The organism is Acetomicrobium sp. S15 = DSM 107314 (genome assembly GCF_016125955.1).
Taxonomy (GTDB): Bacteria; Synergistota; Synergistia; order Synergistales; family Thermosynergistaceae; genus Thermosynergistes; species Thermosynergistes pyruvativorans.
In genome coordinates this window covers 93627-119481 of sequence record NZ_JADEVE010000415.1, presented here as the reverse complement: position 1 = coordinate 119481, position 25855 = coordinate 93627, and the positions used below count along the sequence as shown (strand labels likewise).

At 52.9% G+C, this 25855-nt stretch carries 24 protein-coding genes; 13 read left to right on the top strand and 11 right to left on the bottom strand.

The genetic code is table 11. The features are described from left to right. Nucleotides 1–562 precede the first annotated feature (562 nt). From EZM41_RS12590 to EZM41_RS12555, 8 genes are all read left to right on the top strand, one after another. Nucleotides 563–1384: a phosphotransferase gene (locus EZM41_RS12590; RefSeq protein WP_198471493.1), complete on the top strand. Its 822-nt coding sequence runs from the start codon at nt 563–565 to the stop codon at nt 1382–1384. Further along, on the top strand, nt 1372–2283 hold the full coding sequence (rbsK, locus tag EZM41_RS12585) for a ribokinase (RefSeq protein ID WP_198471491.1): 912 nt from the start codon (nt 1372–1374) through the stop codon (nt 2281–2283). Before EZM41_RS12590 ends, rbsK begins: the two co-directional genes overlap by 13 nt. A gap of 310 nt (nt 2284–2593) precedes the next feature. After that, entirely contained in the window at nt 2594–3808 is a 1215-nt protein-coding gene (locus tag EZM41_RS12580) for an ABC transporter substrate-binding protein (protein ID WP_198471489.1), read from the top strand. Nucleotides 3809–3895: 87 nt separating this feature from the next. Continuing rightward, the gene (locus EZM41_RS12575) at nt 3896–4960 is read left to right on the top strand and encodes an Ldh family oxidoreductase (RefSeq protein WP_198471487.1); all 1065 of its coding nucleotides are present in this window, start codon (nt 3896–3898) and stop codon (nt 4958–4960) included. A gap of 14 nt (nt 4961–4974) precedes the next feature. Beyond that, nucleotides 4975–5847 (top strand): branched-chain amino acid ABC transporter permease, encoded by an 873-nt coding sequence (locus tag EZM41_RS12570; protein ID WP_198471485.1) that lies wholly within the window; start codon nt 4975–4977, stop codon nt 5845–5847. A gap of 5 nt (nt 5848–5852) precedes the next feature. Further along, nucleotides 5853–6836 (top strand): branched-chain amino acid ABC transporter permease, encoded by a 984-nt coding sequence (locus EZM41_RS12565; protein WP_198471483.1) that lies wholly within the window; start codon nt 5853–5855, stop codon nt 6834–6836. Between the two features lie 15 nt (nt 6837–6851). Continuing rightward, entirely contained in the window at nt 6852–7637 is a 786-nt protein-coding gene (locus tag EZM41_RS12560; protein ID WP_198471481.1) for an ABC transporter ATP-binding protein, read from the top strand. Beyond that, nucleotides 7621–8367 carry an ABC transporter ATP-binding protein gene (locus tag EZM41_RS12555; RefSeq protein ID WP_198471479.1) on the top strand — a complete coding sequence of 249 codons (747 nt, stop codon included), beginning with the start codon at nt 7621–7623 and terminating at the stop codon, nt 8365–8367. The genes EZM41_RS12560 and EZM41_RS12555 overlap by 17 nt, the downstream gene beginning before the upstream one ends. A 6-nt stretch (nt 8368–8373) precedes the next feature. On the opposite strand, the gene phoU is transcribed toward EZM41_RS12555, so the two are convergent. The 3 genes from phoU to EZM41_RS12540 form a co-directional block, all read right to left on the bottom strand. Next, on the bottom strand, nt 8374–9090 hold the full coding sequence (gene phoU / locus EZM41_RS12550) for a phosphate signaling complex protein PhoU (RefSeq protein ID WP_198471477.1): 717 nt from the start codon (nt 9088–9090) through the stop codon (nt 8374–8376). A 12-nt stretch (nt 9091–9102) separates the two neighbouring features. Next, nucleotides 9103–10656: a Na/Pi symporter gene (locus tag EZM41_RS12545; RefSeq protein ID WP_198471475.1), complete on the bottom strand. Its 1554-nt coding sequence runs from the start codon at nt 10654–10656 to the stop codon at nt 9103–9105. A gap of 62 nt (nt 10657–10718) precedes the next feature. Then, entirely contained in the window at nt 10719–11081 is a 363-nt protein-coding gene (locus EZM41_RS12540) for a response regulator (RefSeq protein ID WP_232619376.1), read from the bottom strand. 168 nt (nt 11082–11249) lie between these two features. Between EZM41_RS12540 and EZM41_RS12535 the strand changes: the two genes are divergently transcribed. From EZM41_RS12535 to EZM41_RS12515, 5 genes are all read left to right on the top strand, one after another. After that, nucleotides 11250–12449 carry a thiolase family protein gene (locus tag EZM41_RS12535; RefSeq protein WP_198471471.1) on the top strand — a complete coding sequence of 400 codons (1200 nt, stop codon included), beginning with the start codon at nt 11250–11252 and terminating at the stop codon, nt 12447–12449. A 31-nt stretch (nt 12450–12480) separates the two neighbouring features. After that, the gene (locus EZM41_RS12530; RefSeq protein ID WP_198471469.1) at nt 12481–13143 is read left to right on the top strand and encodes a 3-oxoacid CoA-transferase subunit A; all 663 of its coding nucleotides are present in this window, start codon (nt 12481–12483) and stop codon (nt 13141–13143) included. Between the two features lie 5 nt (nt 13144–13148). Further along, entirely contained in the window at nt 13149–13826 is a 678-nt protein-coding gene (locus tag EZM41_RS12525) for a 3-oxoacid CoA-transferase subunit B (RefSeq protein WP_342449328.1), read from the top strand. 179 nt (nt 13827–14005) lie between these two features. Continuing rightward, nucleotides 14006–15331 (top strand): short-chain fatty acid transporter, encoded by a 1326-nt coding sequence (locus EZM41_RS12520; RefSeq protein ID WP_198471467.1) that lies wholly within the window; start codon nt 14006–14008, stop codon nt 15329–15331. Nucleotides 15332–15937: 606 nt separating this feature from the next. After that, complete coding sequence (locus EZM41_RS12515) at nt 15938–16855, top strand: MurR/RpiR family transcriptional regulator (RefSeq protein ID WP_198471465.1); 918 nt, start codon at nt 15938–15940, stop codon at nt 16853–16855. A 75-nt stretch (nt 16856–16930) separates the two neighbouring features. Here the strand turns inward: EZM41_RS12515 and EZM41_RS12510 are convergent, their stop codons facing one another. Genes EZM41_RS12510 through EZM41_RS12475 form a run of 8 tightly spaced genes read right to left on the bottom strand, consistent with a single transcriptional unit; the run spans nt 16931 to nt 25818 of the window. Next, nucleotides 16931–19279, bottom strand: a complete 2349-nt coding sequence (locus EZM41_RS12510; RefSeq protein ID WP_198471463.1) for an endonuclease MutS2 — start codon at nt 19277–19279, stop codon at nt 16931–16933. Continuing rightward, nucleotides 19280–19831: a CvpA family protein gene (locus EZM41_RS12505; protein ID WP_198471461.1), complete on the bottom strand. Its 552-nt coding sequence runs from the start codon at nt 19829–19831 to the stop codon at nt 19280–19282. It lies immediately after the preceding gene. Then, nucleotides 19828–20109: a cell division protein ZapA gene (locus EZM41_RS12500; RefSeq protein WP_198471459.1), complete on the bottom strand. Its 282-nt coding sequence runs from the start codon at nt 20107–20109 to the stop codon at nt 19828–19830. The genes EZM41_RS12505 and EZM41_RS12500 overlap by 4 nt, the downstream gene beginning before the upstream one ends. Further along, nucleotides 20090–20398 carry a hypothetical protein gene (locus tag EZM41_RS12495; protein ID WP_198471458.1) on the bottom strand — a complete coding sequence of 103 codons (309 nt, stop codon included), beginning with the start codon at nt 20396–20398 and terminating at the stop codon, nt 20090–20092. Before EZM41_RS12495 ends, EZM41_RS12500 begins: the two co-directional genes overlap by 20 nt. Nucleotides 20399–20423: 25 nt before the next feature. Further along, nucleotides 20424–22814, bottom strand: a complete 2391-nt coding sequence (gene pheT / locus EZM41_RS12490; protein WP_198471456.1) for a phenylalanine--tRNA ligase subunit beta — start codon at nt 22812–22814, stop codon at nt 20424–20426. Beyond that, nucleotides 22815–23852, bottom strand: coding sequence for a phenylalanine--tRNA ligase subunit alpha (pheS, locus tag EZM41_RS12485; protein WP_198471454.1), 1038 nt, complete (start codon nt 23850–23852; stop codon nt 22815–22817). Next, a complete protein-coding gene (locus EZM41_RS12480; RefSeq protein ID WP_198471453.1) occupies nt 23853–24533 on the bottom strand; it encodes a potassium channel family protein in 681 nt (226 codons plus the stop codon). Nucleotides 24534–24561: 28 nt separating this feature from the next. Further along, the gene (locus EZM41_RS12475) at nt 24562–25818 is read right to left on the bottom strand and encodes a TrkH family potassium uptake protein (protein WP_342449335.1); all 1257 of its coding nucleotides are present in this window, start codon (nt 25816–25818) and stop codon (nt 24562–24564) included. Nucleotides 25819–25855: the final 37 nt, after the last annotated feature.

The following is a 25855-nucleotide window of genomic DNA, read 5'->3' as shown; positions in this document are numbered from 1 at the left end:
TTCGCAACCCGAACGACGCGGCTTTCGCTCACGCCGTCGGTTTTTAATTATACGCGAGTGCGGCTTTGAGCGACCCGTCGCGTCGGACGATAATAAAACCATTCCTCGGGTAATACGATGACCTCGTCATTTACCTCCCGATGTTATAATTGGACCATCATACACGAATGGAGCAACTCTCTGTCAAGGAAGGCTGCAACTACGCAGTTTCTGATTTCATCGCTGGCAGACTTCCAAACGCGACGCGGAGTGACCGGATTTGCTTAACAAAGAAAGATAGAGACAAGTCAATTAAGGGCTGAAATTGCTTTACAGCTTGCACAGAGAGGCGGAAGGAGTTTATCTTATGGCTATAGCAGCTCGTTTTTTGGATAACATTTTTGCGCGCCACTCTGAGCGAGGATACATTATAGACGCTCGGGCATATTGCCTTCCTGGCGGAGAGTCTTGCTATGAAATTTTATACGATGCACTGGGATACATTCCAGAACGCATTATACGTTTACGGCAAGGGTGCAGCTCCAAACCCCTTTTGATAGTTGACAGTAAAAGGGGAGAAAAAATGAAACTCTACTGGGTTAGGACCCCAGAATCGGCCCAGAGCATCGCAGAAATAACATCCCTCCTTGAGACAAAGGAGGTCCCCATCCCTAAGGTTTATAAACAAATCGGGCCGTATCTCCTTACTCAATGGATAGAAGGCCATCCTCTGCGCAAAGAACTTCCCTTTAGATATGCAAAAACTATGGCTCGCTACCAAGCTCATATCCACGGGGCCCGTGTCGATTTTCCCGCAGACAGCTCGCAATATCTTCAAAAAATCATCCACCTGTTCCAAAAGAAGAAAACTGTCTTGCTTTCAGATATGAATACAGCAGAAGTAGACAGTCTGTGCTCCATACTACAAGAAGAAGCTCCCACTTCGCTTTCAAAGGGCATTCGCCACCCTGATATCCGCACATATAACTTAGTTAGAAACAAAGATGGTTATATCTATTCTATCGATAATGAAAACCTGCATAACGGAATGGGGTTTGAATATGACATCTTTAAATCTGCCTATTTCACTTTTAGAAAAACCCCATGGCATATACCACCCTATTTGGCCGAATGCGCTTGTTATATACCGCACAACGCCGTTTTAAAGGGATGGGACTTCTGGAATCTACTCTTTTACATAGATAGATTTCTCTTTGAAACGGAAGAAAAGGGAGGTAAAGATGCGGAAAGCTATAAAAAGACACTACAAGAGGTCATTTCTTTGAGGAGAAAGCGAACCTCGAAAGAAGGCATACTATTTCACAAATCCCTTTATGATGCCACAATTCTTCACATTCATAAGAGAGCACAAACTGCCGAGGGGGGAAGGCCTTGGTCAAGGTAGTCGTAGTGGGGTCTATAAACATGGACTTGATCGTGCGTGTCTCCAGACTACCCCGCCTTGGGGAGACGATGAGCGGAGAGGGCTTTTCCATGGGCGGAGGCGGCAAAGGGGCAAACCAGGCTGTCGCCTGCGCGCGGCTCGGTGCCCGCGTGACCATGGCAGGGTGCGTCGGAGACGACGACTTCGGAAAGAGGCTCCTCTCAGACCTCGTCTCTGAGGGCATGGACTGCGCGCCGGTGAGGGTTTGTCCCGGCGTAAACACGGGAGTGGCCCTCATCGCCGTCACCAAAGAGGGAGAAAATGCCATCATACTCTCCCCTGGCGCAAATGCACTGGCCTGTGGCGAGGACGTAGAAAGAGCCGCAACCGCCATGAAAGAGGCGCAGGTGGCGTTATTTCAACTGGAAATACCCATCGCCACCGTGATAGTGGGTCTCAAAAAAGCCAAAGAGGCCGGCTGCCTTACCGTGCTCGATCCAGCCCCAGCAGCACCTCTGCCTGACGAGATTTGGCCCCTCGTAGACGTGGCGGCCCCTAACGAGATAGAAGCGGCAGATTTGGGCGGATCTGACGAACCGGCTCAGGCTGCCCTAAGGCTTTTGGAAAAAGGGGCCGGCTGCGTAGTGGTAAGCCTCGGGAGCAAAGGCGCGCTGGCTGTAACGCGAGATCGCACCTTCTCTGTGCCAGCCTTCCCTGTGGAAGTTGTGGATACCACAGGGGCGGGAGACGCCTTTCGCGCAGGGCTCGCCGTAGCCCTGGCGGAGGGAAAGGTGCTCGAAGAGGCCGTTAAGTTCGGTGCCGCTGCGGGGGCGTTAACCTGCACGGCGTTGGGGGCTCGAAGCTCCCTTCCCCAAAGGTCCGCCGTGTTGCGAATGCTTTCGAGTTCGTCCGCCCGCTAACTTTACAGAGAAAAGCCAAACCTCACTCGAAGCTAAATAGCGCTTTGCCGCCGCTGAAACTCCGTCGTAGTTCATATGAAAAAACAGAGATGATGAGGGGTGAAGACATGCATACAACTACATTCGCCGAAGCAAATTGATTTTTCGATAGATCCTCAAGACACTCAAGGTATAATAAAAATTGAGCGCTGCACGGAAAGGGGGCGATGTTTCATAAAATAAAACATCAGGGCGGCACCGCGAAAGGGCAAGGTGCGTTTTTTGCAAGCAAAAGGAGTTTGCAGACCGAAAAAGAGGGGGTATGTGGGTGATGACAAGGAGATTTGTGGCATCGAGTTTGGCGGTTGCATTGCTTTGTATTGCACTGGCGGCGGTCCCCGGGGCAGCCCAGGAACTCGCTCCGGCGCCAAAGACGTTCGACGTCGGCTTTCCCGTTGAGATGTCTGGAGACGCAGCCATAACCGGAGACCTGCAGCGCAAGGGGACGGAAATGGCGCTGGAGAAGATCAACGCCGAAGGCGGCATCAACGGCGTGCCGCTGCGCTTCATTTACGAAGATACGAAGGGAACCAACCCGGGAGCAATCAGCGCCTTCAACAAGCTGCTTTTCTCTCATAATGTGATAATGAGCTTCGCTACCGTGCGAAGCACAATGGTCCACGCACTGGCCCCCATCATCAAGGAAAACGAGATCCCGGCCATATTCGGCGGGAGCGCCTGGTCTCTGTCGGAGCTCGAGATCCCGTGGATGTTCCGCGTAAGGACCGACGACAGGACCGTGGCTCAGATAATGGCCAAGTTCATGGTCGAGGACCTCGGACATAAAAAGATAGCGGGCCTGCACGATTCGGATGCCTTCGGCACCGGAGGGTTCGTAGAGACAGCTAAAGCCCTGAAGGAAATGTATGGCATAGACGTGTTGACAGAACAGAAATACACCACCGGCACGAAAGACTATACCGCTCAGCTCCTGGCCATCAAAAACAGCGGCGCTACCTGCGTTTTCGCCTGGGGCACAAGGCTTGAGGATGATGCGATAATACTGCGACAGAAAGCCCAGCTTGGGTTAGAAGTAGATTTTGTGGGCTCTGCATCGTATTCTTCAACGCCCATTCGCGACATAGCAGGGGACAGCGTAAACGGGATATACAGCGCCGCCGGCTTCACCGTCGCTAACGAGGACCCGCTCGTCCAAGAATATGTAAAAGAATTTCAGGCCAAGTATGGCGAGCTGCCGGACGAGAACTCAGCCTGGACGTATTCTTCCACGTTGATGCTGGCGGATGCCTTGAGGAAAGCGAATGTCATCCGGGTAGTCGACGGCAAGCCTATGATGCTCCCGATAAAAGAGGCGCGAGAGGCGATTCGCCAGGCACTCAAAGGCGTCCGCGATTTCAAAACCCCCATGGGTTCTTACACCTGCGACAAGTGGAACAACATGCTTCACGAGATGCCGATCATCCAAATAGTCGACAGGAAGGACAAACTCATAAAGGTCGTGAGCGTGGAGCCGGAGCTGGAATAACCGCACAGACCAAATCAAAACTTATAGCAAAGCAGAGGGCTGGCTTATCGCAGCCAGCCCTCCTATAGACCATAGGAGGCGAAGGCGTTGACCGAAGGTGCAAAGGCTGTCACCGTAAAGGCAGCAGCTCTAAAATCTTTTTGCGAGGAAGTTTTAGTAAAGGTAGGATTAAGGCCGAAAGACGCGTCGGTGGTGAGCGAATCGCTGGTTTCGGCCAACCTACGAGGCGTGGATTCCCACGGAGTAATCAGGCTTTCTCCGTATGTGAAGCAGATAGTCATGGGCGGAGCCAAGGCGCAACCCGACGTGAAGGTCGTGTGCGATGCAGATTCCGTAGCGGTGCTGGACGGGGACAATGCCCTTGGGCAAATACCTTCCAATGAAGCGGCTGAACTTGCTATAGATAAAGCGAAAAAGACCGGCGCAGGTTTTGTGGGGGTGAGAAACAGCGGGCACTTCGGTGCAGCGGCCTATTGGGCCCTCAAGGCTGCGAGGCATGACATGATCGGCATCTCGATGAGCAACACCACGCCTACGATGGCCATATGGGGAGGTTCGGAGCCGGTCATAGGCAATAACCCTTTCGCAATAGCCATACCATCGAGCGGAGAATTTCCGATAGTGGCCGACATGGCCACCAGCGTTGTAGCCTGGGGCAAGGTCTTTATGGCCGCGGCTAAGGGTGAATCCATCCCTGAGGGCTGGGTATTGAAGGACGGCCACCCTGTGACGGACCCGAACAAGGCCAGGCCGGGCGGCGTTATCCTTCCATTCGGAGGGCACAAAGGTTCGGCCATAGCCATCGCCATAGAGGTCCTGTCGGGCATCCTCACCGGCTCAGGCTTCACTCAAAGAGTGAAGAGCATGTACGAAAATCCGGAGTCGCCGACGCGCTCGGGTCACTTTATAGGCGCTCTAAACGTCGAAAAGTTCATGCCCATCGGCGAGTTTAAATCCAGGATGGCCGAATTTATCGGAGGGCTCAAGTCGTCAAAACCCGCGGCGAATTTCGAAGAAATCCTCCTGCCTGGCGAACCGGAGTTCAGGGAAGAGGCCAAGCGGCTCGAGGAGGGAATACCGCTCCCCGAATCGCTCTTTTCGGAATTGGAAGAGCTTGGCCGAAGGTTCGGCGTAAAACCACTGACGACATAAGGGTGCGCACAGAGATGATCACGATATTGCAGTTAGCGACGGGTGGCGTGGCGATGGGTTTCGTCTATGCCTTATCTGCCATGGGGATCGTCCTCATATACAGGGCGGCTGGGGTGGTAAACTTCGCTCAGGGCTCGCTGGTCATGCTCGGGGCCTACGTCGCCACGAGCTGCCTCGAGACGTTGAAGCTTCCCATGATAGGGGCCATCATCGCCGCCGTTATCATAATGGCCGGAGTGGGGGCCATCTTTCAGCGGGTGGCATACTACCCGCTGCGATATGCCGGGATCATCCCGGTCGTGATAAGCACCATAGGCGTGAGCGTCTTCCTGAACAACGGCGTCTATGTCATATGGGGGACATATCCCAAATTTCTGCCGCCCATCGCCGGAAGCGGCACAATTACGATACTCGGGACTTCCATACCACTCCAAAATATAGCCATAGCGCTGATGGCCGTGGCCCTGCTGTTCTTCCAGGCGTACTTCTTCAACAAGACGTGGCTCGGCAAGAAGATGCAGGCCGTGGCGCAACACCAAGACACTGCCGCCCTCATGGGGATAAAGGTTAGCCGCATGATCACATTCACGTTTATGTACAGCACCGCATTGGCGGCGATAGCCGGCATATTCGCCGGGCCTATATTCTTCGTGTCGCCCGGTATAGCTCAGATACTCTCCAAAGCCTTCGCCGCTTCCGTAGTCGGCGGTTTCGGCAGCGTCCCTGGCGCTGTGGTCGGCGGCATATTTGTGGGGTTGGTGGAGACCTTCGGAGCTTACTTCATCTCGTCGGCTTATAGGGATGCATGGGCCTTCGGCCTACTCATCCTCTTTCTCCTCTTCAGGCCACAAGGCATCTTCGGCGAACCCATATCGGAGAAGGTGTAAGGCTCATGGCGCCTAAAAATGCCAAAACCATTACACTGGTAGTGGCGGGGGTGATCCTGCTTTTCCTCCCCAAGTTCATACCGTCGAACTATCAAATGACGGTCATAAACTTGGGCGGCATATACATGATCCTGGCCGCCGGACTTAACGTGATCCTCGGTTTTACAGGGCTCATGTCGTTCACGCAGGCAGCATTTTGGGGCATAGGGTCTTACACGGCCGGCTTGTTGGCCGTAGAGCACGGTTTCCCCTTCCTCCTCACCGTTCCGGCAGCGGCCCTTTTAACGGCAGCCGTGGGGTTCCTCTTGGGTTTGCCGAGCCTGAGGAAGCTCAAGAAATTCTACCTCGCCGTAACCACCATAGGCTTTGTCCACATAACCAGGCTGATCTTGGAGAATTGGACGAGCCTCACCCGCGGAGCGGACGGCTTACCCGGAATACCTAAACCGACGATAGGTCCGCTTCGCTTCGACACGATGCATAAATTTTATTACATAACTTTAATATCATGTTTTCTGTTGATCTGGCTCACGGCAGTCATCAAAAACTCGAGGGTTGGAAGAGCCATGCAAGCCATAAGGGAAGACGACCTGGCGGCAGAGGTCATGGGAGTGAACGTATTCAAGTATAAAGTCCTGGCCTTCACGATCAGCGCCTTCTACGGCGGCTTGGGAGGGGCCCTTTACGCCCACCTGGTGGGATACATAAGCCCGGACATATTTACCTTCGAGGAAGCGGTCACCGTGTTGTGCATGCTCATGATCGGCGGTTCAGGTTTAATCGCGGGCCCCGTGGTGGGGGCCACATTGCTCACGGTCATACCGGAATGGCTGCGCTTCATGCAGGAATACAACGCCATCATCTACGGCGCCGCCGTGGTGGTCATGGCAGTTTACATGCCCACCGGCCTGGTAGGCTTGACGCAGCCGTACTGGCGCAGGCTGGCTGCGCTGTTTTCCTCCGCCAAGAAAAACGGCAGCACGGGCTGAAAGGAGGAAGCGACGTTGACGCACATATTGGAGACTAAGGCGATAACGAAACGCTTCGGTGGACTCGTAGCCGTCGATAGCGTGGACCTACAGGTGAACAGGGGGGAGATTCGCGGCCTCATAGGCCCCAACGGGAGCGGCAAGAGCACGCTCTTAAACCTCATAAGCGGCGTTTATCCGCTCGACGGCGGAGATATCCTTCTAAACGGCGAATCAGTATCTAAACTTCCCCCCCATGAGAGGGCAGAAAGGGGGATAGCCAGAACCTTTCAAAATAATAGACTATTCCCGCGCCTTTCGATCCTGGACAACATAATGGTAGGCATGCACGCGAGGACAAAATCCGAGCTACACCATACCCTGTTCAGACACAAGATGACCAAACTCGAAGAAGAGAGCTGCCGCAAGAAGGCCCTCGAGATAATGAAGTTCGTAGGGCTAAAGCGAGGGGCAGATTTTGCAGCCGGAGCCCTCCCTCACGGCGAGCGGAGGCTGTTGGAGATCGCGAGGGGGCTAGCGCTCGAACCCCAAATCATCCTCTTGGACGAGCCGGCTACCGGCATGAACCCCGCAGAGAAAGAGTGGATGATCGAACTCACGCGGAAAATTCGCGACACTGGCATCACGGTTATCCTCATAGAGCACAACATGCGAGTTGTGATGGAAGTGTGCGACAGGATCACGGTTTTAAATTTTGGCAGGAAGATAGCCGAAGGAAATCCGCAGGAAATCCAGACCAACCCAGAGGTGATAGAGGCTTATCTGGGGGAGGAGGAGCCGGAGGATGTTATTGCAGGTTAACTCGATAGATGTATATTATGGATCCGTCCAGGCGCTCAAAGGCGTTTCTCTTGAGGTAAACGAAGGAGAGATCACATCGCTCATAGGGTCAAACGGCGCAGGAAAGAGCACGCTCTTGAAGACCATATCCGGACTCCTCAAGCCAGCTTCCGGGAGCATATCCTTCATGGGGCGTAGGATCGACGGCCTCCCTCCAGAAAATATCGTAAGCCTGGGGATAGCTCACGTTCCGGAAGGCAGGATGATCTTTCCGGCCTTCAGCGTTTTGGACAACCTCAGGATAGGAGCCGTAAGCAGGTTCAACTCAGGCAAACCTAAAAAGGAGGTATTGAAGGAAATAGAAGAAGATATAGAAAGGGTCTTTTCCCTATTTCCCAGATTGAAGGAGAGGAAAAATCAGTTAGGGTGGAGCTTGAGCGGCGGCGAGCAGCAGATGCTCGCAGTGGGCCGGGGGTTGATGGCTCGGCCCAAACTTTTACTCTTGGACGAGCCATCGCTGGGCCTTGCCCCGTATTTGGTAAAAGAGGTTTTCAATATAATAAAGATGATAAATGCCCAAGGCACCTCGATCATGGTAGTTGAACAAAACGCTCGCATGGCGCTCAAGGCCTCCCACAAGGCCTACGTGCTGGAAACGGGCGAGATCGTACTTTCAGGACCTTCAAGCGAGCTATTGAAGAGCGACCAAGTGAGGGCGATATACCTCGGTGCCGGCGTAGAACAAAGATAAAGCACATCAAGAGCTCTGCCCTTTTCCTGCAGCGAGTTCTTCTTTTATGCGTTTGCCGGTTATGAAAAAGAAGGAGCGCTCCGCGATGTTTGACGCGTGGTCTCCGACCCTTTCGAGATGACGGGCCACCAACATGAGGTCCGTGGCCTTCTTTATCGAAAGCGGATCACTGATGTGAGTGCGTCCAGCGATCTCCACGAGCTCGGCCAATATAGCATGGTTTAAGGCATCCACCTTTTCATCTTTCAAGGAGACGGCCTTTGCCAGCTCTGCATCCATTTCGACCATGGACCGGATCGCCCCCGAAATCATCTCCTGACAGATCTCGGCCATCTTGGGGATGTCCACCAACGGTTTCAAAAGCCCTTCTCTATTCAAATCGAGCGTCCTCTGGGCGATATTCACAGCCTGGTCGCCTATGCGCTCGAGGTCCGTTATTATCTTGAGGACGGAGAAGACGAAGCGCAGCTCCTCCCGCACAGGTTGGCGCATGGCTATGAGGCGAAGGCATTCCCGCTCTATTTCAATCTCTAGCAGATCCACCTTTTCCTCATCCACCCTAATGACCTCCAACGCCAAGTCGTCGCTATGCTCAAGAAGAGCCCGCATGGCTTTATCGAGCGCCCTCTGGGCGACTTCGACCATTTCCGAAAGGAGCTTGAACAGGCGGTCTCGATCCTCCTTAAAAAGTCTCGCTTGTTGCGCTTTTTCTCTTCGAAACATCCTTCCTCCTCCTCACTCGCTCGCCCGTTCTCGGCCTTCTACCATAATCACGCCGCCGGCGAGCTCAGACGCCATTCTGGCTATGCCGCTCAAGGTCATGATCGCGCTCAACCTCTTCATCCCGTGTGCGCCATTGGCCGCACCGACGAGCGTCGAACGCAGCGTGCGTTCCTCTTCCATATACCGTTCGTAGGAGGCTTTCGCCTTACGGACGAAATCCTCTTCGCCCAAGGCAAAAGCACCTAACGCATCGCGCAGCGTCTCTAATAACGCCGCCACCAAGCGATCGCACCCCTGAAGCGCATGGGCCACCGGCCACAGCCTGCTCGTAATGATATCTGCCATCTCCTTGAGCACGGCCAGGGAATAAGATACGCTCATATATTCCCTCCGCAGGCGCTCATCTTCTAAAGGTACCGTCATCGAGGAAAGATAACGCAGGCATGCCTCCAACAGATCCCCTAAGGATTCCCGAATCCTATTAGCGCGATCCGATTCGCCGCCGCACAGGAGAGCCTGCAATAACTCCTCGAGGTAATTGGCTGCTCGAACGGTCTCCCGCGAAAGCAAGGCGAGGGCAACGTCCGAAAAAGACAGCAGGCTCTCGTCGAGGTAAATCGGCTCGCCCGGCTCTTCTTTCACCGGGACCAGGCCGAGACAAAGAGAGCTCAAAAGGTTCGCGAACGGCAAAAGCAACGCCGCGTTCACCAAAGCCACGGCCATCTGAACATATACCATCTCGTATAGTATGAAAGGGGAAAGCCGTTGCGCCAAGCCCAGATAAAGCTTTCCCAACGGCAAAGCTATAACCACGCCCAAAAGCCTGTAAATGAACGTGCCCCAAGCGACACTGCGCGCACGCCTCCTCTTCCCCATCCCGACGAGCATCACCGTGATCGACGACCCGAGGTATGCCCCGAGCACCAACGGAAACGCCGCCTTCAGAGGCAAAAGGCCGGACGCCGCAAGCGCTACACCCATGGCCATTACGGCAGTGCTACTCTGAAGTATCGCTGTAAGGATAAAGACAGCGGCTCCCATGAGGATCGGTTGACTTGAAAAGAAGAGCAAAAGTCCCCGCGCCGATGGTTCCGATATCAGCGGATGCACCCCAAGCCTTATGAGGAACATGCCGGTCAGTACCAGCGCGATGCCCCCGAGAGGCCTGCTCCACCTTTGAACTTCACGATTGCCAGATCGGGCGGCCAACACAGATGCGACCAAAAGAGCAGGCGCATACTTCACGATCCCCAGGCTCAAGAACAGTACGATAAAGGCATTCCCCACGCTTGAACCCATCATCGCCACCAAAGCACCCGAAAGCGATAGCAGGCCCGAATCGACGAGCCCGACGGCAAACGAGATGGCCACAGTGCTGCTCTGAGATAAGATCGACAAGAGGATGCCGAATAGAAACGACAAGGATTTCCTCTCTCCCAATGAAGCCAAAAGGCGCCTCGTCCTGTCGCCGAGGCTTTCTCGGAAGGAAGATGCAGAGTATTCCATACCGTGAAGGAAGACCCCAAGCCCTCCCAATAGCAGAAGTGCGCACTGCCACGAGGACACAAAACCACCTCCGTCACGACTTCAAGGAGATATCCGCGTCAGATCTTAACTGAAGGCTTTTGTCAAGATGCGAGCGCTCGATTGACCGCCCGGGTCACCCGATCCGGCTCGTAGGGTTTCAAGACGAACTCGATGACCCCAGCATCTATCGCCTCTTTTATGCTCCTGCTGTGCCCTAAGGCGCTAACTACTATGGCCTTGGCCTTCGGGTCGAAGCGGCGTATCGCACGGAGGGCATCGATGCCGTTCATCACGGGCATTGTTATATCTAAGACCACCAAGTCCGGATGTAACGCCATATACCGCTCCACGGCTTTTTTGCCGTTTTCGGCTTCCCCCACCACGCAATGCCCCATCTGCTCCAAGAGCCTCCTGAGCATCGCCCTGGCTATCGGCGCATCGTCGGCGATCAGGATGCGCGCCAAGGCTCTCCCCTCCTCCAGCATACCAGCCCAGTTTTTATCAGAAGAACGCTTACAGCATCATGACGCATGATCTCAACCATGTCAAGCCAACCCTATTGACACAATTTTTGCATCGTGATATATTTTGACGCGTAAATTGCATCACAAGACAGAAGGGTGGGTAAAGGATTGGAGCAAGTCGTGGTAATAGCAGCTAAACGCACTCCCGTAGGGAAAATGGGTGGGTGTTTCAAAGACGTTTTGCCGGAAGATTTGTTGGTGCCCGTAATCAGGGAAGTCGCGTCTTCTACCGGATTGAACGAAGAAACAATTGACGAGGTCATCATAGGCCAGGCCAAGCCCACCACCGACGCTCCCAACATAGCCCGCGTAGCGTCACTCAAAGCCGGCTTGCCAGAAAACCTTCCGGCCTATTCGGTCCACAGACAATGCGGCTCCGGAATGCAGGCCATAGCAAGCGCTGCCTGGCAGATCCAAGCCGAATACACAGACGTCATCATTGCGGGCGGCGTTGAAAGCATGAGTACAGCCCCTTATTACCTTCGCAAATGCAGGTTCGGTTATGTGGCAGGCAACGGAGAGCTCGTCGACCCCAACACGGAAAGCCAGCCTAAATCCCAACCGGAAGAAACCTATGGGCGCTTCACTATGGGAGAGACCGCTGAAAACCTGGCAGAGATGTATGCGATCTCGCGAAAGGAACAAGACGAGTTCGCCTACAGGAGCCACATGAGGGCGATCAGGGCTATTGACGCCGGAAGATTCGCAGAGGAAATCGTCCAAATAACCATCGCTAAAAGCAAGGGGGCACCCATCACAGTCGACGTAGACGAGGGGCCGAGGCGCGACACAAACCTCGAAAAGCTCACTGCTCTCAAACCGGCCTTTAAGAAAGACGGCACGGTGACGGCGGGAAACAGCTCAAGCCGCAACGACGGTGCTGCCGCACTTCTACTCACTTCCGAAAGGAAAGCGAAAGAGTTTGGCCTGAAGCCCATAGCTCGATTAGTTTCCATAGGCATAGCGGCGGTTGACCCTCGCATCATGGGGATTGGGCCCGTCCCCGCAACGAAAGACGCCTTGAAGCGAGCAGGGTTGCGTCTGGATGACATTGACATCGTAGAGTTAAACGAGGCCTTCGCCGCCCAAAGCTTGGCTGTGCTCAGAGAGTTGCCCTTCGATCCGGAGATCGTAAACGTAAACGGCGGGGCTATCGCCTTGGGGCATCCCCTCGGTTGCTCTGGCGCCAGGATCACGGCGACACTCCTCCACGAGATGGTCAAAAGAAAAGCCAAACTCGGTCTTGCCGCTATCTGCATTGCCGGCGGACAAGGGATGGCCACTATATACGAAAATCTGATGCTTTAGCATAAAAACGCGCAAGAGGAGGCGGTAAGCTGTGCCGATTGATTGCAAAAAACTGAAATCGATAAAGGAAGCGATTTCACTCATAAAACCGGGCGCTCGCATTATGGTCGGAGGGTTCGGGAATGCAGGGGTTCCAAACATGTTGATCGAAGCCCTCACGGAAAGCGGCGCGAGAGATTTAACGATAATAAGCAACGACTTGGGTTCCCCCGGCATAGGGTTGGGCAAGCTGCTCAGGAATAAACAGGTCAAAGGCGTCATCGGGTCTTACTTCAACTGGAACCCGGAAGTGGCGGAAGCCTTTAACAACGGCGAAATTGAGGTCACTCTCATCCCTCAAGGAACCATGGCCGAGGCCATCCGCGCCGCAGGAGTTGGGATACCCGCTTTTTACACCCCCACAGGCGTAGGGACAGAGTTGGCCAAAGGCAAAGAAACCAAAACCTTTAACGGCAAAGAATGCGTGCTACAAGAAGCCATAGGAGCCGATTTTTCCCTGATAAAGGCCCACAAATCGGACGAGCTGGGCAACCTCGTTTATTACAAGACGGCCAGGAACTTTAACCCTCTCATGGCTATGGGCGCCGTTGTTACTATCGCAGAAGTAGACGAAATAGTCCCGACGGGGTCATTGGACCCGGAGTGCATAGTTACGCCGCACATTTTTGTCGACATCCTGTGTCTGGGGAGGTGAATTTAGTGACCATCGTAGAAAAGGAAGCAGCAAGAATAAGGATAGCTAAAAGGATAGCCCAAGAGCTTGAGGAGATGCCGAAACCTCTCTTCGCCAACCTCGGCGTCGGAATACCTACCATGGTCCCTGAATACATCAAGAGCGAAGAAGTTTATATTCAGGCGGAAAACGGAATTCTCGGCGTGGGCCCACCTGCCGCACCCGGCAAAGAGGACCGCAACCTCATCGACGCAGGGCGACGTCCTATAACCGAAAGGAAGGGATGTTCTTATTTTGACAGTGCCACTTCATTCGGGATGATCCGCGGAGGCCACATCGATGTCACCGTGATAGGCGCTTTGGAGGTCGACCAAGAAGGCAATATCGCCAACTGGATAATACCCAATGGCAAGCAGTTGGGCGTAGGTGGAGCCATGGACTTAGTCACAGGTGCCAAGTCTGTAATCGTCGCTATGACCCATACTACGGGCGACGGGAAGTCCAAGATACTTTCACGTTGCACTCTTCCAATAACCGGCTACGGCGCGCTGGATTTACTCGTGACCGAACTGGCGGTTATGAGGTTCATTGAAGGAAAACTCGTCCTGGAGGAAATAGCTCCAGAAATCACCCTGGATGAGCTGCGCCAGCTCACGGACGCGCGCTTTCATGTAGCCAACGACCTCAAGGTGATGAAGGACTGAGGCTTAAGTAAAAGATCAAATCAATATAGTTCAATATAATATTGCGCTAACAAAAGTTTACATCTCTACTCTCTTCCTAAAGAAAGGAGGCGACTTAAGAATCTTAGTAAGCTATTAGAAGCAATGGCTCATTTTATTCTTATCAGATTCAAAATCAATTTTTCTTGGAGGTGACAGTAATGCTTCATGCAATGACTAATTTTTTCGTACGACTTGTCAGAAAATATCTTCCACAACCCTTCACACTTGCAGTTATACTTAGCGTAATAGTTTATATTATGGGTATGCTAATAATGAAGAAAAGTGCCCATGAAATGAATCAGTATTGGGGGAAAGGATTCTTCAGTCTATATGGCTTTACTATGCAGATGGTACTTGTCCTTGTCACAGGGCACGCACTGGCAAGTGCCCCCGTCATACAACGGTTGCTGAAGGCTTTGGCAAGCATTCCAAAAAGCCCGAGGCGAGCAGTGCTTTTTATGGCTTTTGTGGGCTGCCTTACTAGCTATCTTAACTGGGCTTTTGGATTGATTGCTGGCGCTTTGGTCGCAAGAGAGCTTGCAAAAAACAACTTAGGGAAAGGATTACATTATCCCCTTCTTGTGGCAGCAGCATACGGAGGAAATGTAATTCGCGGCCCCTCTTCCAGCATACCTCTTGTTATTGCCACTCCTGGTCATTTCCTTGAGAAGCTCATGGGGGTCGTCCCGGTTACCGAAACACTCTATAGTTCTTGGAATCTTATTATTACAATCGTACTAGTTATAACTATACCTACAATCTTCTACTTAATGTATCCAAAGAAGAACGAATTAGTCGTGGAGATAGACCCAAAGCTGCTTGCCGAAGAGCACATAGAGAGGAAAAAAGAGACTATCGATACTCCGGCACAAAAGATGGATAACAGCATTATCTTAACAATCCTTGTTGCTTTCGCTGGTGGCTGGATGCTCTATGATTATTTTTCCAAGCAACCCTCATTTAATCTTAACCTTGATATTCTGATTATGATCTTTATGGTCTTTGGAATCATCGCTCATAAAACACTAGCTGGTTATGCTAATGCTATTAATAACGCTGTTAAGACAAGTGGCGGCATCATCCTCCAGTTTCCCTTCTATGCAGGGATGATGGGTATGATGGGGAGCTCTGGGCTGGCAAAGTGGCTTTCGGACCTTTTTGTAAGTTTTTCAACAGCGAACACCCTTCCACTTTTTACATTCTGGAGTGCGGGAATATTAAACATATTCATTCCATCAGGAGGTGGTCAATGGGCTGTTCAAGGACCCATTATGATGCAGGCTGCTCATGAGATTGGAGCATCGAGTGCAAAAGTCGCCATGGCCCTTGCGTGGGGAGATTCGTGGACGAACCAAATACAGCCCTTCTGGGCATTACCCCTTCTGGCTATCGCTAATCTTGGTATTCGGGATATAATGGGCTACTGCCTCATGAATGCCATTCTCGTAGGTATTATTGTCTCGATAGGGTTAATTATCCTCTAACTACACTTACGAAATTGTTGATAAATTAGCATAATCAAAAGGAAGATAATGCTTTTTCTTCATTTTTTACAATGAAAGGATATTTAAATGATAAATTTTAGTGATATGATGGTTTATTCTATTGGTTGTTCGCTGCCATGGGGTAGTATTGGCATTTGTTTTCTTTGGGTTTTGCAAAAAGTTTTCCCAGACAGCAAAAGCCGGGGTTATATTCTATATAGTATTCCTCCTATCGCCGGAGGGCTGGGAAGCTGGACAGGGTTCAACGGGCAAAGTTTACTTTTCCCCTTATTAACTATCTTACTTTGGTATATAGCAATAATAATAGTGTTGGCAAATATTAATAAGTAACAATTATCTATTTAACGTATACTTTCTAAATTCTCAAGGCAGCCTACTGTTTTTGTTTAGGCTGCCTATTTTTGTGCATATTACCATAACTTTATAAGAAAGCTTGTTGGAAGAGCAATACTATAGAAGCTAGCAATGTGATGAAACTAGTATTTATTTTAATATCCGCCACCAGTTCGTAAGCATTTTAAAGGGGATGGCGTATAATAATTCCAGTCAAGGTTTACCGTACATAACAGAGAGGACGTAATAAATATGTATGAAGGGATAAAGGAAAGGATCATGCGAAAGTTGCCGGAGCTTTCGTCGGGACAGCTCGCGGTGGCCCATTTTTTGCTCGAGAGGATGCCGGAGGCGGCTTTTATGACCGCTGGCGAGCTGGCAGACAAGGTGGGGGTGAGCGAGTCCACCGTGGTGAGGTTCGCCAGCGCCATAGGTTATGACGGTTATCCGGAGATGAGGCAAGCCATCCAAGAAGTTATGGTAGAACAGTTTTCTCCGGAATACGAATACAGGAAATATTTGGAAGCGGCAGGTAAGGGCGAAAGCTTGGGGAAGCGGGTTATGGGAGAGGATTTAGAAGCGCTGACTATCGCAGTCAGCAAATTAGAACAAGAAAGATTAGACCAGCTCGTCAATATGATTGTGGAATCCGACTTTGTATACATCTCGGGCTTCAGGAGCGCCTTCTCTTTGGCATATTATCTGCATTTTTACCTCTCCTGGTTTCTGCCAAACTTGGGATTACTGGTGGGAGACTTCGTGAGGGAGCAGTTGGTCAAGTCTTCCTGTCATCACAAAAAGCCGCTGGTTTTAGGCATAAGCTTTCACAGGTACGCGAAGGGCACATACGAAACGTTGAAATTCGCCAAGTCCTTAGGGATCAAGACCGCTTTAATCTCCAACAGCCTCACCTCCAGCACGGCGCAGCATTCTGACCTGACGATAACCGTCCCGTGCAACGCAATATCTTTCGTAGTTTCCTACACCACGGCCATGAGCTTGCTAAACGCGCTGATCGTGAGCGTAGCGGCGAAGATACAGCCGAATTCCCAAGAAATACTATATCGTCTTGAGGACGTTTGGTCCGAAGGGAACACCTATGCCGGATGGACTGTCAAAAAAGAATCTTTCGACCTGTCTTCTTTGGTTCACCCTAAAAATGACAAGTAAAGCAGTAATTATGTCTCACGTCATGTTGAGCCACTTCATGATGGTGCTTCGTCGGAGCGCACAATCCGGAAGGGATCACCGCCTAAAGCGAACAATCGTGACCCCTTCTCCTCCCTCTCCCGGGCCACCGAGCCTGAAATCTTCCACGTATGGCAGCGTCCGCAACAGCTCCTGCACAGCACGGCGCAATATACCTTCACCACGGCCGTGGATTACCGCGACTTCGCCATAGCCTGCCCTGAAAGCTTGATCCAAGTAGCGTTCGACCATAGGGATGGCTTCGTCGATTGTTAGACCCCTGACCATTATGGAAGGCCCCGGGGCCTGAACGGGCTTCTCCACGCGCACCTTCAGTGTTTCTTCCTCCGGAGCGCTTTTTGCCGTCGCTATCCGCTTAACGGGGACCTCAAGCCTGACGGCACCGGAGCGCACGACAGCCTTGTCTCCCTCTATCGATTCGACGATGCCCTTGACAGCCATGCCCGCAATAGAGACAGCGTCGCCAACCTTGGGCGCATTCCCTTCGACGGAAAAGAGTTTTTCGATCCTTCTCTCCTCTCTCTTTTCGCTGGACCTTGTGATTTCCTTAAGTTTTTTTTGGTGGCGGCTCGCTTCGCGTAGGGCTGCATCTTTGGATGCCCTTTCAATCTTTTTGATATACGCGCGCGCAGCTTCTTCCGCCTCGCGTATTATCCTTTGAGCCTTCCTGTCAGCAGCGGCCAAGGCCTTTTCTTTCTCAGCTTCCAGGCGAAAGAGGCGCTCCTCAAGCTCTCTCTTAATAATGTTGACCTCTTCTTTCTCTGCGAGCAGCCGCTCCTCGAGGGCATTCAGGCGAGCCTGTTTTTCCTGGAGTTGCCCTATCATCTCCTCTACGGAGACCTCGTGAGGGCCTAATTCCTCGCGAGCCCGAAGGACGACGTCTTTCGGAAGGCCGAGCCTCTCCGCTATGAGGAGGGCGTTGCTGCGGCCTGGGACGCCGAAGAGCAACCTATAGGTGGGGGTGAGTTTTTCGCTGTCAAACTCGACGCTCGCCGTCTCTATTCCCGGTGTGGTCAAGGCATAACGCTTGATGAGGTTATGATGAGTGGTAGCTAAAACCATGGACCCTATCTTCAAAAAAGCCTCCAATATGGCCACACCCAAGGCTGCGCCTTCCTGGGGGTCGGTGCCGGCACCGAGCTCGTCGAGCAGAAAGAGAGACCTATCGGTGGCTTCCTTTAGCATCTCTACAATATTTTTCAGGTGAGAACTGAAGGTAGAAAGGTTCTGCTCTATGCTCTGCTCGTCCCCTATGTCCACATCGAGATGATCGATATCCCCCACCCAGGAGCCGGCGCTCGCCGGGATTGGCAAGCCCAGCCAAGCTAAAGCCACAGCCAGACCAGTGCTCTTCAATGCCACGGTCTTGCCTCCGGTGTTGGGCCCCGTTATAACGAGGATCCGAAAATGCTCACCACAGCGGATGTCTATAGGAACCGCGCCTTCCCCCAAGAGCGGATGTAGCAAGGAGTGGAAGCTGAAGGAGCTCTTTCGGGATGTCTCTGGCAAGGTCCAGCGTCCCTTTTCCATATGTACCGTAGTAGCGTATAGCAAATCGACCATTCCCAAAAGGTCTTCGCCCTCCAGAAGATGGCGCTCGCGGCGGAGCAACATCTCCGTAAGTTCCCTTAGAATGCGACGCTCTTCCTCTCTTTCATCCCTGACGAGCACAGCAATTTCGTTATTCAGGCGAACCAGGGAGTGGGGTTCCATATACACGGAGTTGCCCGAGCCAGATAGCTCCAATGCAACTCCAGGAAACATGGAGACGCTTTCTCGTTTGACCAGGACGACGAAGCGTTCGTCCTTCAAATAAAGTATCGGTTCTCTTAAAAAACCACCGAATCTGCGGTCATTAACGAGTTTTTGCCCTGCGGCTCTGGCGCGCTCCTTCGCATGGGCGAGCTTAAGGCGTATATCCTTGAGCCTCGGCGAGGCGTGATCGTAGAGCCTGCCGTCGTCAGAGAGGACGGATAGCGACTTGGCCTCCGCGCTGAAGTCCCTGGCGCCCTTAAGTAAATTGGCCAGCTCGGCATATCCTTCTTCTCTGAGGATGGGCACTATTTCGCGCATAGCCGACGCCAGTCTTATGATTTTCTTGAAGAGGAGGAGCTCCTCCCCGGAGAGGATCCCCGTCGCTTTCGCTCCTTCGATGAGAGGCCTTATGCTGGATATCCCATCGGACCAGGGAAGATCGCCGTAGATTTGCGTGTAGCGTTTGTATTGCAACAGGACGGCCTGACGATAGGAAAGCTCTTTGAGGTTCGACGCCGGCTCGAGCCTCCTAAACGCGGTCACGCCCAGTTCGCTCCTGCAATTTCTCCAGATGAGCGAAAGGACTTTTTCAACCTCCAAGCAATTCTTGGCCCTGGACGAGATGATCATTTATATATCTCCGTCGCGGAAGAGGTCTCTTCCTCCAGGGATTGCAAGCATCTGGTCGATTTTTACGATACCGTTTTCGACGAGCCAAGTGCTCACATAAGGCCAGGCTTTAGCAGTTATGACCATGGAGCGGCTATCGTGCAACCAGCTCGGCGGCACGACGGGGGCGAGCGATGCTGCCACGGCGTAAAAGACGAGGCACAATAAAAAGGTCTTGCCCACGCCGACTGCAGCGCCAAGGACGTAGTCCAGGCCAGAGAGTTTGGCGAGCCTCAAAAAACCCCTTATAACTCTGGCAGCCAACGCCACGAGGAGGTTGATGGCCACGAATATCGCCACCAACGATACGACAAACCTTACTCCCTCACTCCATGCGAAGAAGCGAGAGAGCTCTTTCCCCAGAGCGGGTGCATAACGCCACGCCAAAACGAAGCCCCCGATATGCCCGAAGAGCGTGAGCACTTCGATGACGAAACCTCTCAAAATCCCCTTTATCACGAAAACAAGCAGTAGAAACAGTGCGGCTATGTCGATGATCGACGGAACGCTCAAATCCTCTTTCGGCCCTCCCCAAGAAGGCTTTCCAGCTTCGAGGCGATGTCATCCAAGAAGAAGGCCAGACGGAGGCTGGTTAAAACCAACAACTCCTCCTGATCGCGATTGTCGCCGCTCTCTTCTATGACGCGGTGCAACAGCGCTACGACACGGTCGAGCTGCTCGGGCTCGAGGGCGGTGCGCACATTATAAGAGCGCTTTCCTAACTTTATCCTCACGCTCCGCTTTTCCACCGCAAGCATCGCCCCGTCTGAATCAGCGATCGGAGTCCGCATCAACGTCCGTCTCGGAGAAGGAAAGAGAGGTGAGCTTGTTCAGGAGTTCGCTCAATTTTTGATTCATCTGGGAGCGCTCCTCCCTCAATGCCGCCACCTCGCGCTCCAAGTCCTCTGCAGCCTGCTGGCGCTCTCTCCTCAAGCGCATGACTTCGGCTTCCTTCTCCTGAAGCTGGGCCCTGAGCCTCTCCGCCTCCTTTTGACATTCCTCTTTTTCCCTCTGAAGAAGACGGTATTTCTCCACTGTCGTCGTAACTATACGTTCGATCCGTTCCAAGGCCTCGTTCATCTGCTCACCCTCCCCTTCTTAAAAGCTATCTTAAAACATAGCCTTCCCTTGACAGAGCTGCCCTGAGACTTCTATGGTGCTCCTCAACCTCCTCATCGCTGAGCGTCCGCTCTGGGCTCCTGTATTCCAACGAGAAAGCCAGGCTTCTGTGTCCTTGGGGTATCCCCTGGCCCTCGTATACGTCAAAGAGGCGAATGGAACACACGAGCGAAGAGGCAAGCCTCTTGATGTCATCGAGCACAGAATCGGCGCTCTTTCCTTTCGGAACGATGATGGCTACATCTCGCATCACGGGGGGGAAGCGATCGCTCAAAGCGTAGTGCGGGAAGAACTCTCGCGTCAACGGGGACAAGTCGAACTCAAAGGCGTAAACGCTCGCTCCCAGCTCGAGTTTCCTCTCTATGGACGGCTTTATGCGCGCCAGATAGCCTATTCTCTTTCCTTCGCATAAGATGTGGGCGGACTGCCCCTTGTGAGCGAAGGCTTCTTCGCCCGAGACGAAAGAGAGTTCGAGGCCACTTGCCGCAGCAAATGCCTCCACATCGGCCTTCACCGAGAGGAGGTCGTCTAAAAGCTCGGGATAAAGGACGCGCGCCTCCTTTCCGGTGAAAGCGACGCCACCTATGTGGTCCTCCTCGAGGACGCCGTTTTCTTTAGCGCAAAATACGCGCCCCATTTCGAAGATCCTGACAGGTGCACGCCATCCGTTCCTCACGTTACTGCACACCGCTTCCAGAAGCCCCGGCAATAAGCTGGTCCGCAATACTGCCTGATCCTTGCTCAATGGATTTAGCAAAGACACGGCCGAAGACCTCGGGTCGTTTGGCTTAAAGCGAAGCAGTGGCACAAAATCAGGCGATATAAAACTGTAAGTTACGACTTCCGCGTAACCGCGCGCCATGCCTATCTCTCTGAGGCGCCCCTGGACTTTCATCTCTATGCCTTTTTCGCCAGGTTTGTGAAGGAATGGCGGCAGTCGCGACGGGATCGAGTCATATCCCTTTATCCTCGCCACCTCTTCGATCAAGTCTTCTTCGATGGAGACATCGAGACGATATGTCGGCACGAGAAACGCCGTCCTGTCTTTCTCCCTCACCACCTCTTCAAACCCGAGGCGGGTCAAGATTTTAGAGGCTTCATCCATGTCGCCCGATAAGAGATATTTTTCCAGAGATGTCCCGCGGAGCGAAACGATCCGAGAGCCTCGCGAGCCGCGCGCCTCCGATTTGACGATCGGATGCGGCACAGCGGCACCCCATTCTCTCAAAAGCTGCAATACGCATTCCAGCGCAGTCCTGGCGCCTGCCGGATCCACACCCCTCGCAAAGCGGTAGGCGGCCTCGCTCGCTATCCCAAGCCGCCTGGATGTGGCGCTGATCATTATAGGATCGAATATTGCCGACTCCACCACGATCCTCCGCGTGTTCTCGGTAACCTCCGTATTGGCGCCGCCCATAACGCCGGCTATACCGACGGCTACGCCGCCGCTCGTTATGAGGAGGTCGGAGGGCGTTAAGATGCGCTCCTTGTTGTCGAGCGTTATAAATCGCTCTCCGTCTTTGGCGGTCCGCACTGTGATTTCAGGAGACGGCAAACGATCGTAATCAAAGGCGTGAAGGGGCTGCCCCAAAAGGAGCATCACCAGGTTAGTAGCATCCACGACGTTGTTTATGGGGCGCATGCCCGACAGAGCCAATTTAACCTTCACATTTATAGGCGAAGGTGCGATGTTCACATCCGTGACCAGGCCCAAAAGATACAGCAAGCATCCGTCGTGCAGTAGCTTTATCCCTTCGAAAGGAAGGGGCCATTCTCCCTCATCGTCCAAGCGTTGGATTTTAAGCCCCTTTAATCTGGCCTCAGGGATGATGGCGCAGCACTCTCTCGCTACACCGAGGACGCTCAACAAATCACCCCTGTTTGGAGTTATCGAAAGCTCCATTACGACATCATCGAGGCCTAGCCAGGAACGGACGTCCTCTCCTATAGGGGCATCGGGCGGCAGGATCAGTATACCTTCTTCCTCCTGGATGGAAGGCAGGCCGATCTCCTCGGCAGAGAGCATCATACCCTCGCTGCTCGCTCCATCGAAGTCGCGCACGCCCAAAATTGTGCCGTCGGCCAAAACGGCTCCAGGCGGCCCATAGGGCACCCTATCGCCCTTTTTGACGTTTGTAGCGGCAGTTATGCACCGCGCACTTCCTTCCCCCCACTCCACCTCAGCGACCTTCAAGTGCGGCGCCCCTGGGTGAGGAACAATTTCCCTGACAGAAGCTATAACAGCCCCAGCCAGGTTGGGAGCCACTTCTTCGATCGATTCCACCTCGGTCCCGGCGGCGGTCAACTTTTCAGCCAAGGTAAATGCATCAACGGGCAAAAATGCTATCTCCTGAAGCCATTTCCACGATAACTTCAACTAAAGCCACCCTCCCTGCAAAAAAGCCAAATCTCCCGTAAAGAGGACGCGCAAATCATTTAAGCCATATTTGAGCATGGCGATCCGATCAAGTCCTATTCCCCAGGCAAAACCATTGTAGCGCTCAGGATCTATATTGCCGGCGCGCAATACGTTCGGATGAACCATTCCCTCTCCGGCAATCTCGAGCCACCCCGTGCCCTTGCAAACACGGCAGCTGGGATCCTTGCCGGAGCAAACTATACACTCCACATCGGTCTCCATAGACGGCTCGGTGAAAGGAAAGTAGCTGGCGCGGAACCGCGTCTTTACGGGCCTCCCGAAGACCAATTTGGCGAACTGCTCCAGGCACCCCTTCAAATCCGCCACGGAGACCCCTTCGTCCACCAAAAGCCCCTCCAACTGATGAAACATGGGAGAATGCGTCGGATCGCTGTCTCGCCTGTATACCCTTCCAGGGCAGACCACGCGCAACGGCGCACCGTAGCGCAGCATGGACCTGACCTGAACGGGAGACGTGTGGGTGCGAAGGAGCAATCCGCCATCGACGTAGAACGTATCCTGCATATCCCTGGCCGGGTGATGTGGAGGGATGTTAAGGGCCTCGAAGTTGTGAAAATCGTCCTCGACCTCCGGCCCCAACGCCACCGAAAAGCCCATGCCCAAAAATATCTCTATCACGTCATGCATAACTTGGATCACGGGATGAAAGCGCCCCCAAGGCCTCCCACGACCCGGCAGCGTCACGTCGACCCACTGTTTCTCCTCCAGTTCCTCTTCTTCGAGGGAAAGGATCTCATCCCTGCGACTCTTTATGGCCTCCTCAAGTTCTTCTCGCAGGGCGTTAACGGCTCGTCCCGCTTCCGGTCTCTCCTGCGGAGGGAGAGAGCCGACCGTTTTAAGCAAACCGGTCAAGGCGCCCTTGCGCCCCAAATAAAAAATTTGCAAATCGCGCAGATCCTCACTGCTGGAGGTTGCGTTCAGCTTAAAATAAAATTCTTCCCGCAGCCTTTTCGTTTCTTCGACAAGATCGGCCAATCATGAGTCCTCCTTCTCCTTTTCATATCTTTCCATTAGCTTCTTTATATCATCACGACTCCCAGCAATTGTAAGCCTATCTTCTCTTTCTATGATATAGTTGGCCTTCGGCAGAAACTTCTCTCCGCCCCTCTCTGCCAATACCACTACAGCGCCGTATCTGTCGCTAAATTGAAGACCCGCCAGGCTTTTACCTATCATCTCTTCTGTGGGTTTTATTTCACCTATCAAGATGTCGCTCCTCGGCAACTGCGAGAAGCCTTGAAGCCAAGGATTCGCAATGAGATCCGCCACATGCCACCCCATATCCCTCTCTGGGAAAATGACCTTATGGGCGCCAACTCTGGCTAATATCCTGGCATGAAGGGGGTTTTGCGCCCTCGATATGATCTGCGGAATGTCAAACTCCTTCAAAATCGCGGTGGTCAATATGCTCGATTCCACATCCTCCCCGATGGCCACAACTGCGACGTCCATCTCCTTGGTGCCGATTTTTGTGAGTGCCTCCTTGTCCGTAGAGTCCAACTGAGCGGCGAGATCTGCCACATCGGCCATCGCCTCGACTTTCTCTTTATCTCTATCTGCCACTATGACCGTCATTTTGTGGGCCTTGAGCCTCTCGCACAGGGCGCTCCCAAATCTTCCAAGCCCTATAACTATGATGGATTTAACACCATTCAAGAGCGACCCTCCCTTTTATGAACCAGCTTTAACCCACTATGAAAGTGGCTTCAGGATAAGATACGCTGCCTTTGTGATCTTTTTTAAGCAAGCTATACATAAACGTCAGCAAACCCACCCTTCCCCAAAACATGAGCGCGATCAGGACCAGCTTTCCCGCCGACGAGAGGTCTCCGGTTATCCCCGTAGACAACCCTACGGTGCCGAGCGCAGAAACCACCTCAAAGACAAGGCAACGAAATGGAAACGGTTCGATCAAAAGGAGGATGAAAGAACCAAAAAAGAGGGTAAGCAGATATATGAGCACCACGGAAATGGAGCGAATTAGCACCGTATGAGGTATAGCCCGCCCCCACAGAATAGCGTCTTCCCTTCCCCTCAAATGGCTCCACATCGTCGCGAACAACACGCCTATCGTTGTGACCTTCATGCCGCCTCCGGTGGAACCGGACGAAGCCCCCATGATCATCAATAAGACCGTCAAAAGGACACTCGCCGATGAAAGGGCATTTACGCTTATAGTATCAAAACCGGCGGTCCTCGGAGTGATCGCGCAAAACAAGGCATTCCACACTTTAAGGCCAGGGCTTAAGCCTTTAAAAGCATTATTCCACTCCGTAACGGAAAATAAAAGGGCGCCCGAGGCAATGAGGACGAGCGTGACCAGCATTACCAATTTCGAATAAGGGGAGAGTTTTCGCCTGGTGCGCAAACTCGAGGCCGCTTCCGCATAAAAGGGAAATCCCAAACCGCCAGCTACGATCAAGGTCATAACGATGCCGGGAACCGCCCATGTGGCAGCAAAGGACTCTAGGCTATCCGAAAAGAGTGAAAAACCGGCATTGCAGAAAGCGCTTACAGTGTGGAACACGGCAAGCTGCGTAGCCCGCAAAGGGCAATTGCCTTGCAAAAAGGCAAAGAAGAGAAAAAGCGCACCGAGCGCTTCCGAAAAAACGGTCAGCCTTAAGACTTGCATGAGCAGGCGCACGGCCCCAGAAGGAGTCTCCATGCCAAGCCCACCCTTCATCAACATCCTCTGGCGCAATCCTATGCGCTGTCCGGCGAGCAATGGCAACGCAGTGGTGAACGTCATCACGCCGATTCCACCCAATTGTATCAGAAGAAGGACGATCCACTGCGATACGAAAGACAAGTCACGCCCGGTATCGACGACGATTAGGCCGGTAACGCACGTGGCCGAGGTGGCGGTGAACAAGGCGTCGATGAACGACAACGGCTTAAAACTCGCGTTAGCCGCCCATATGCAAAGGGCTCCCGACGCTATGAGCGCGAGGAACCCTCCGACTATCGTCCTCTCCGGC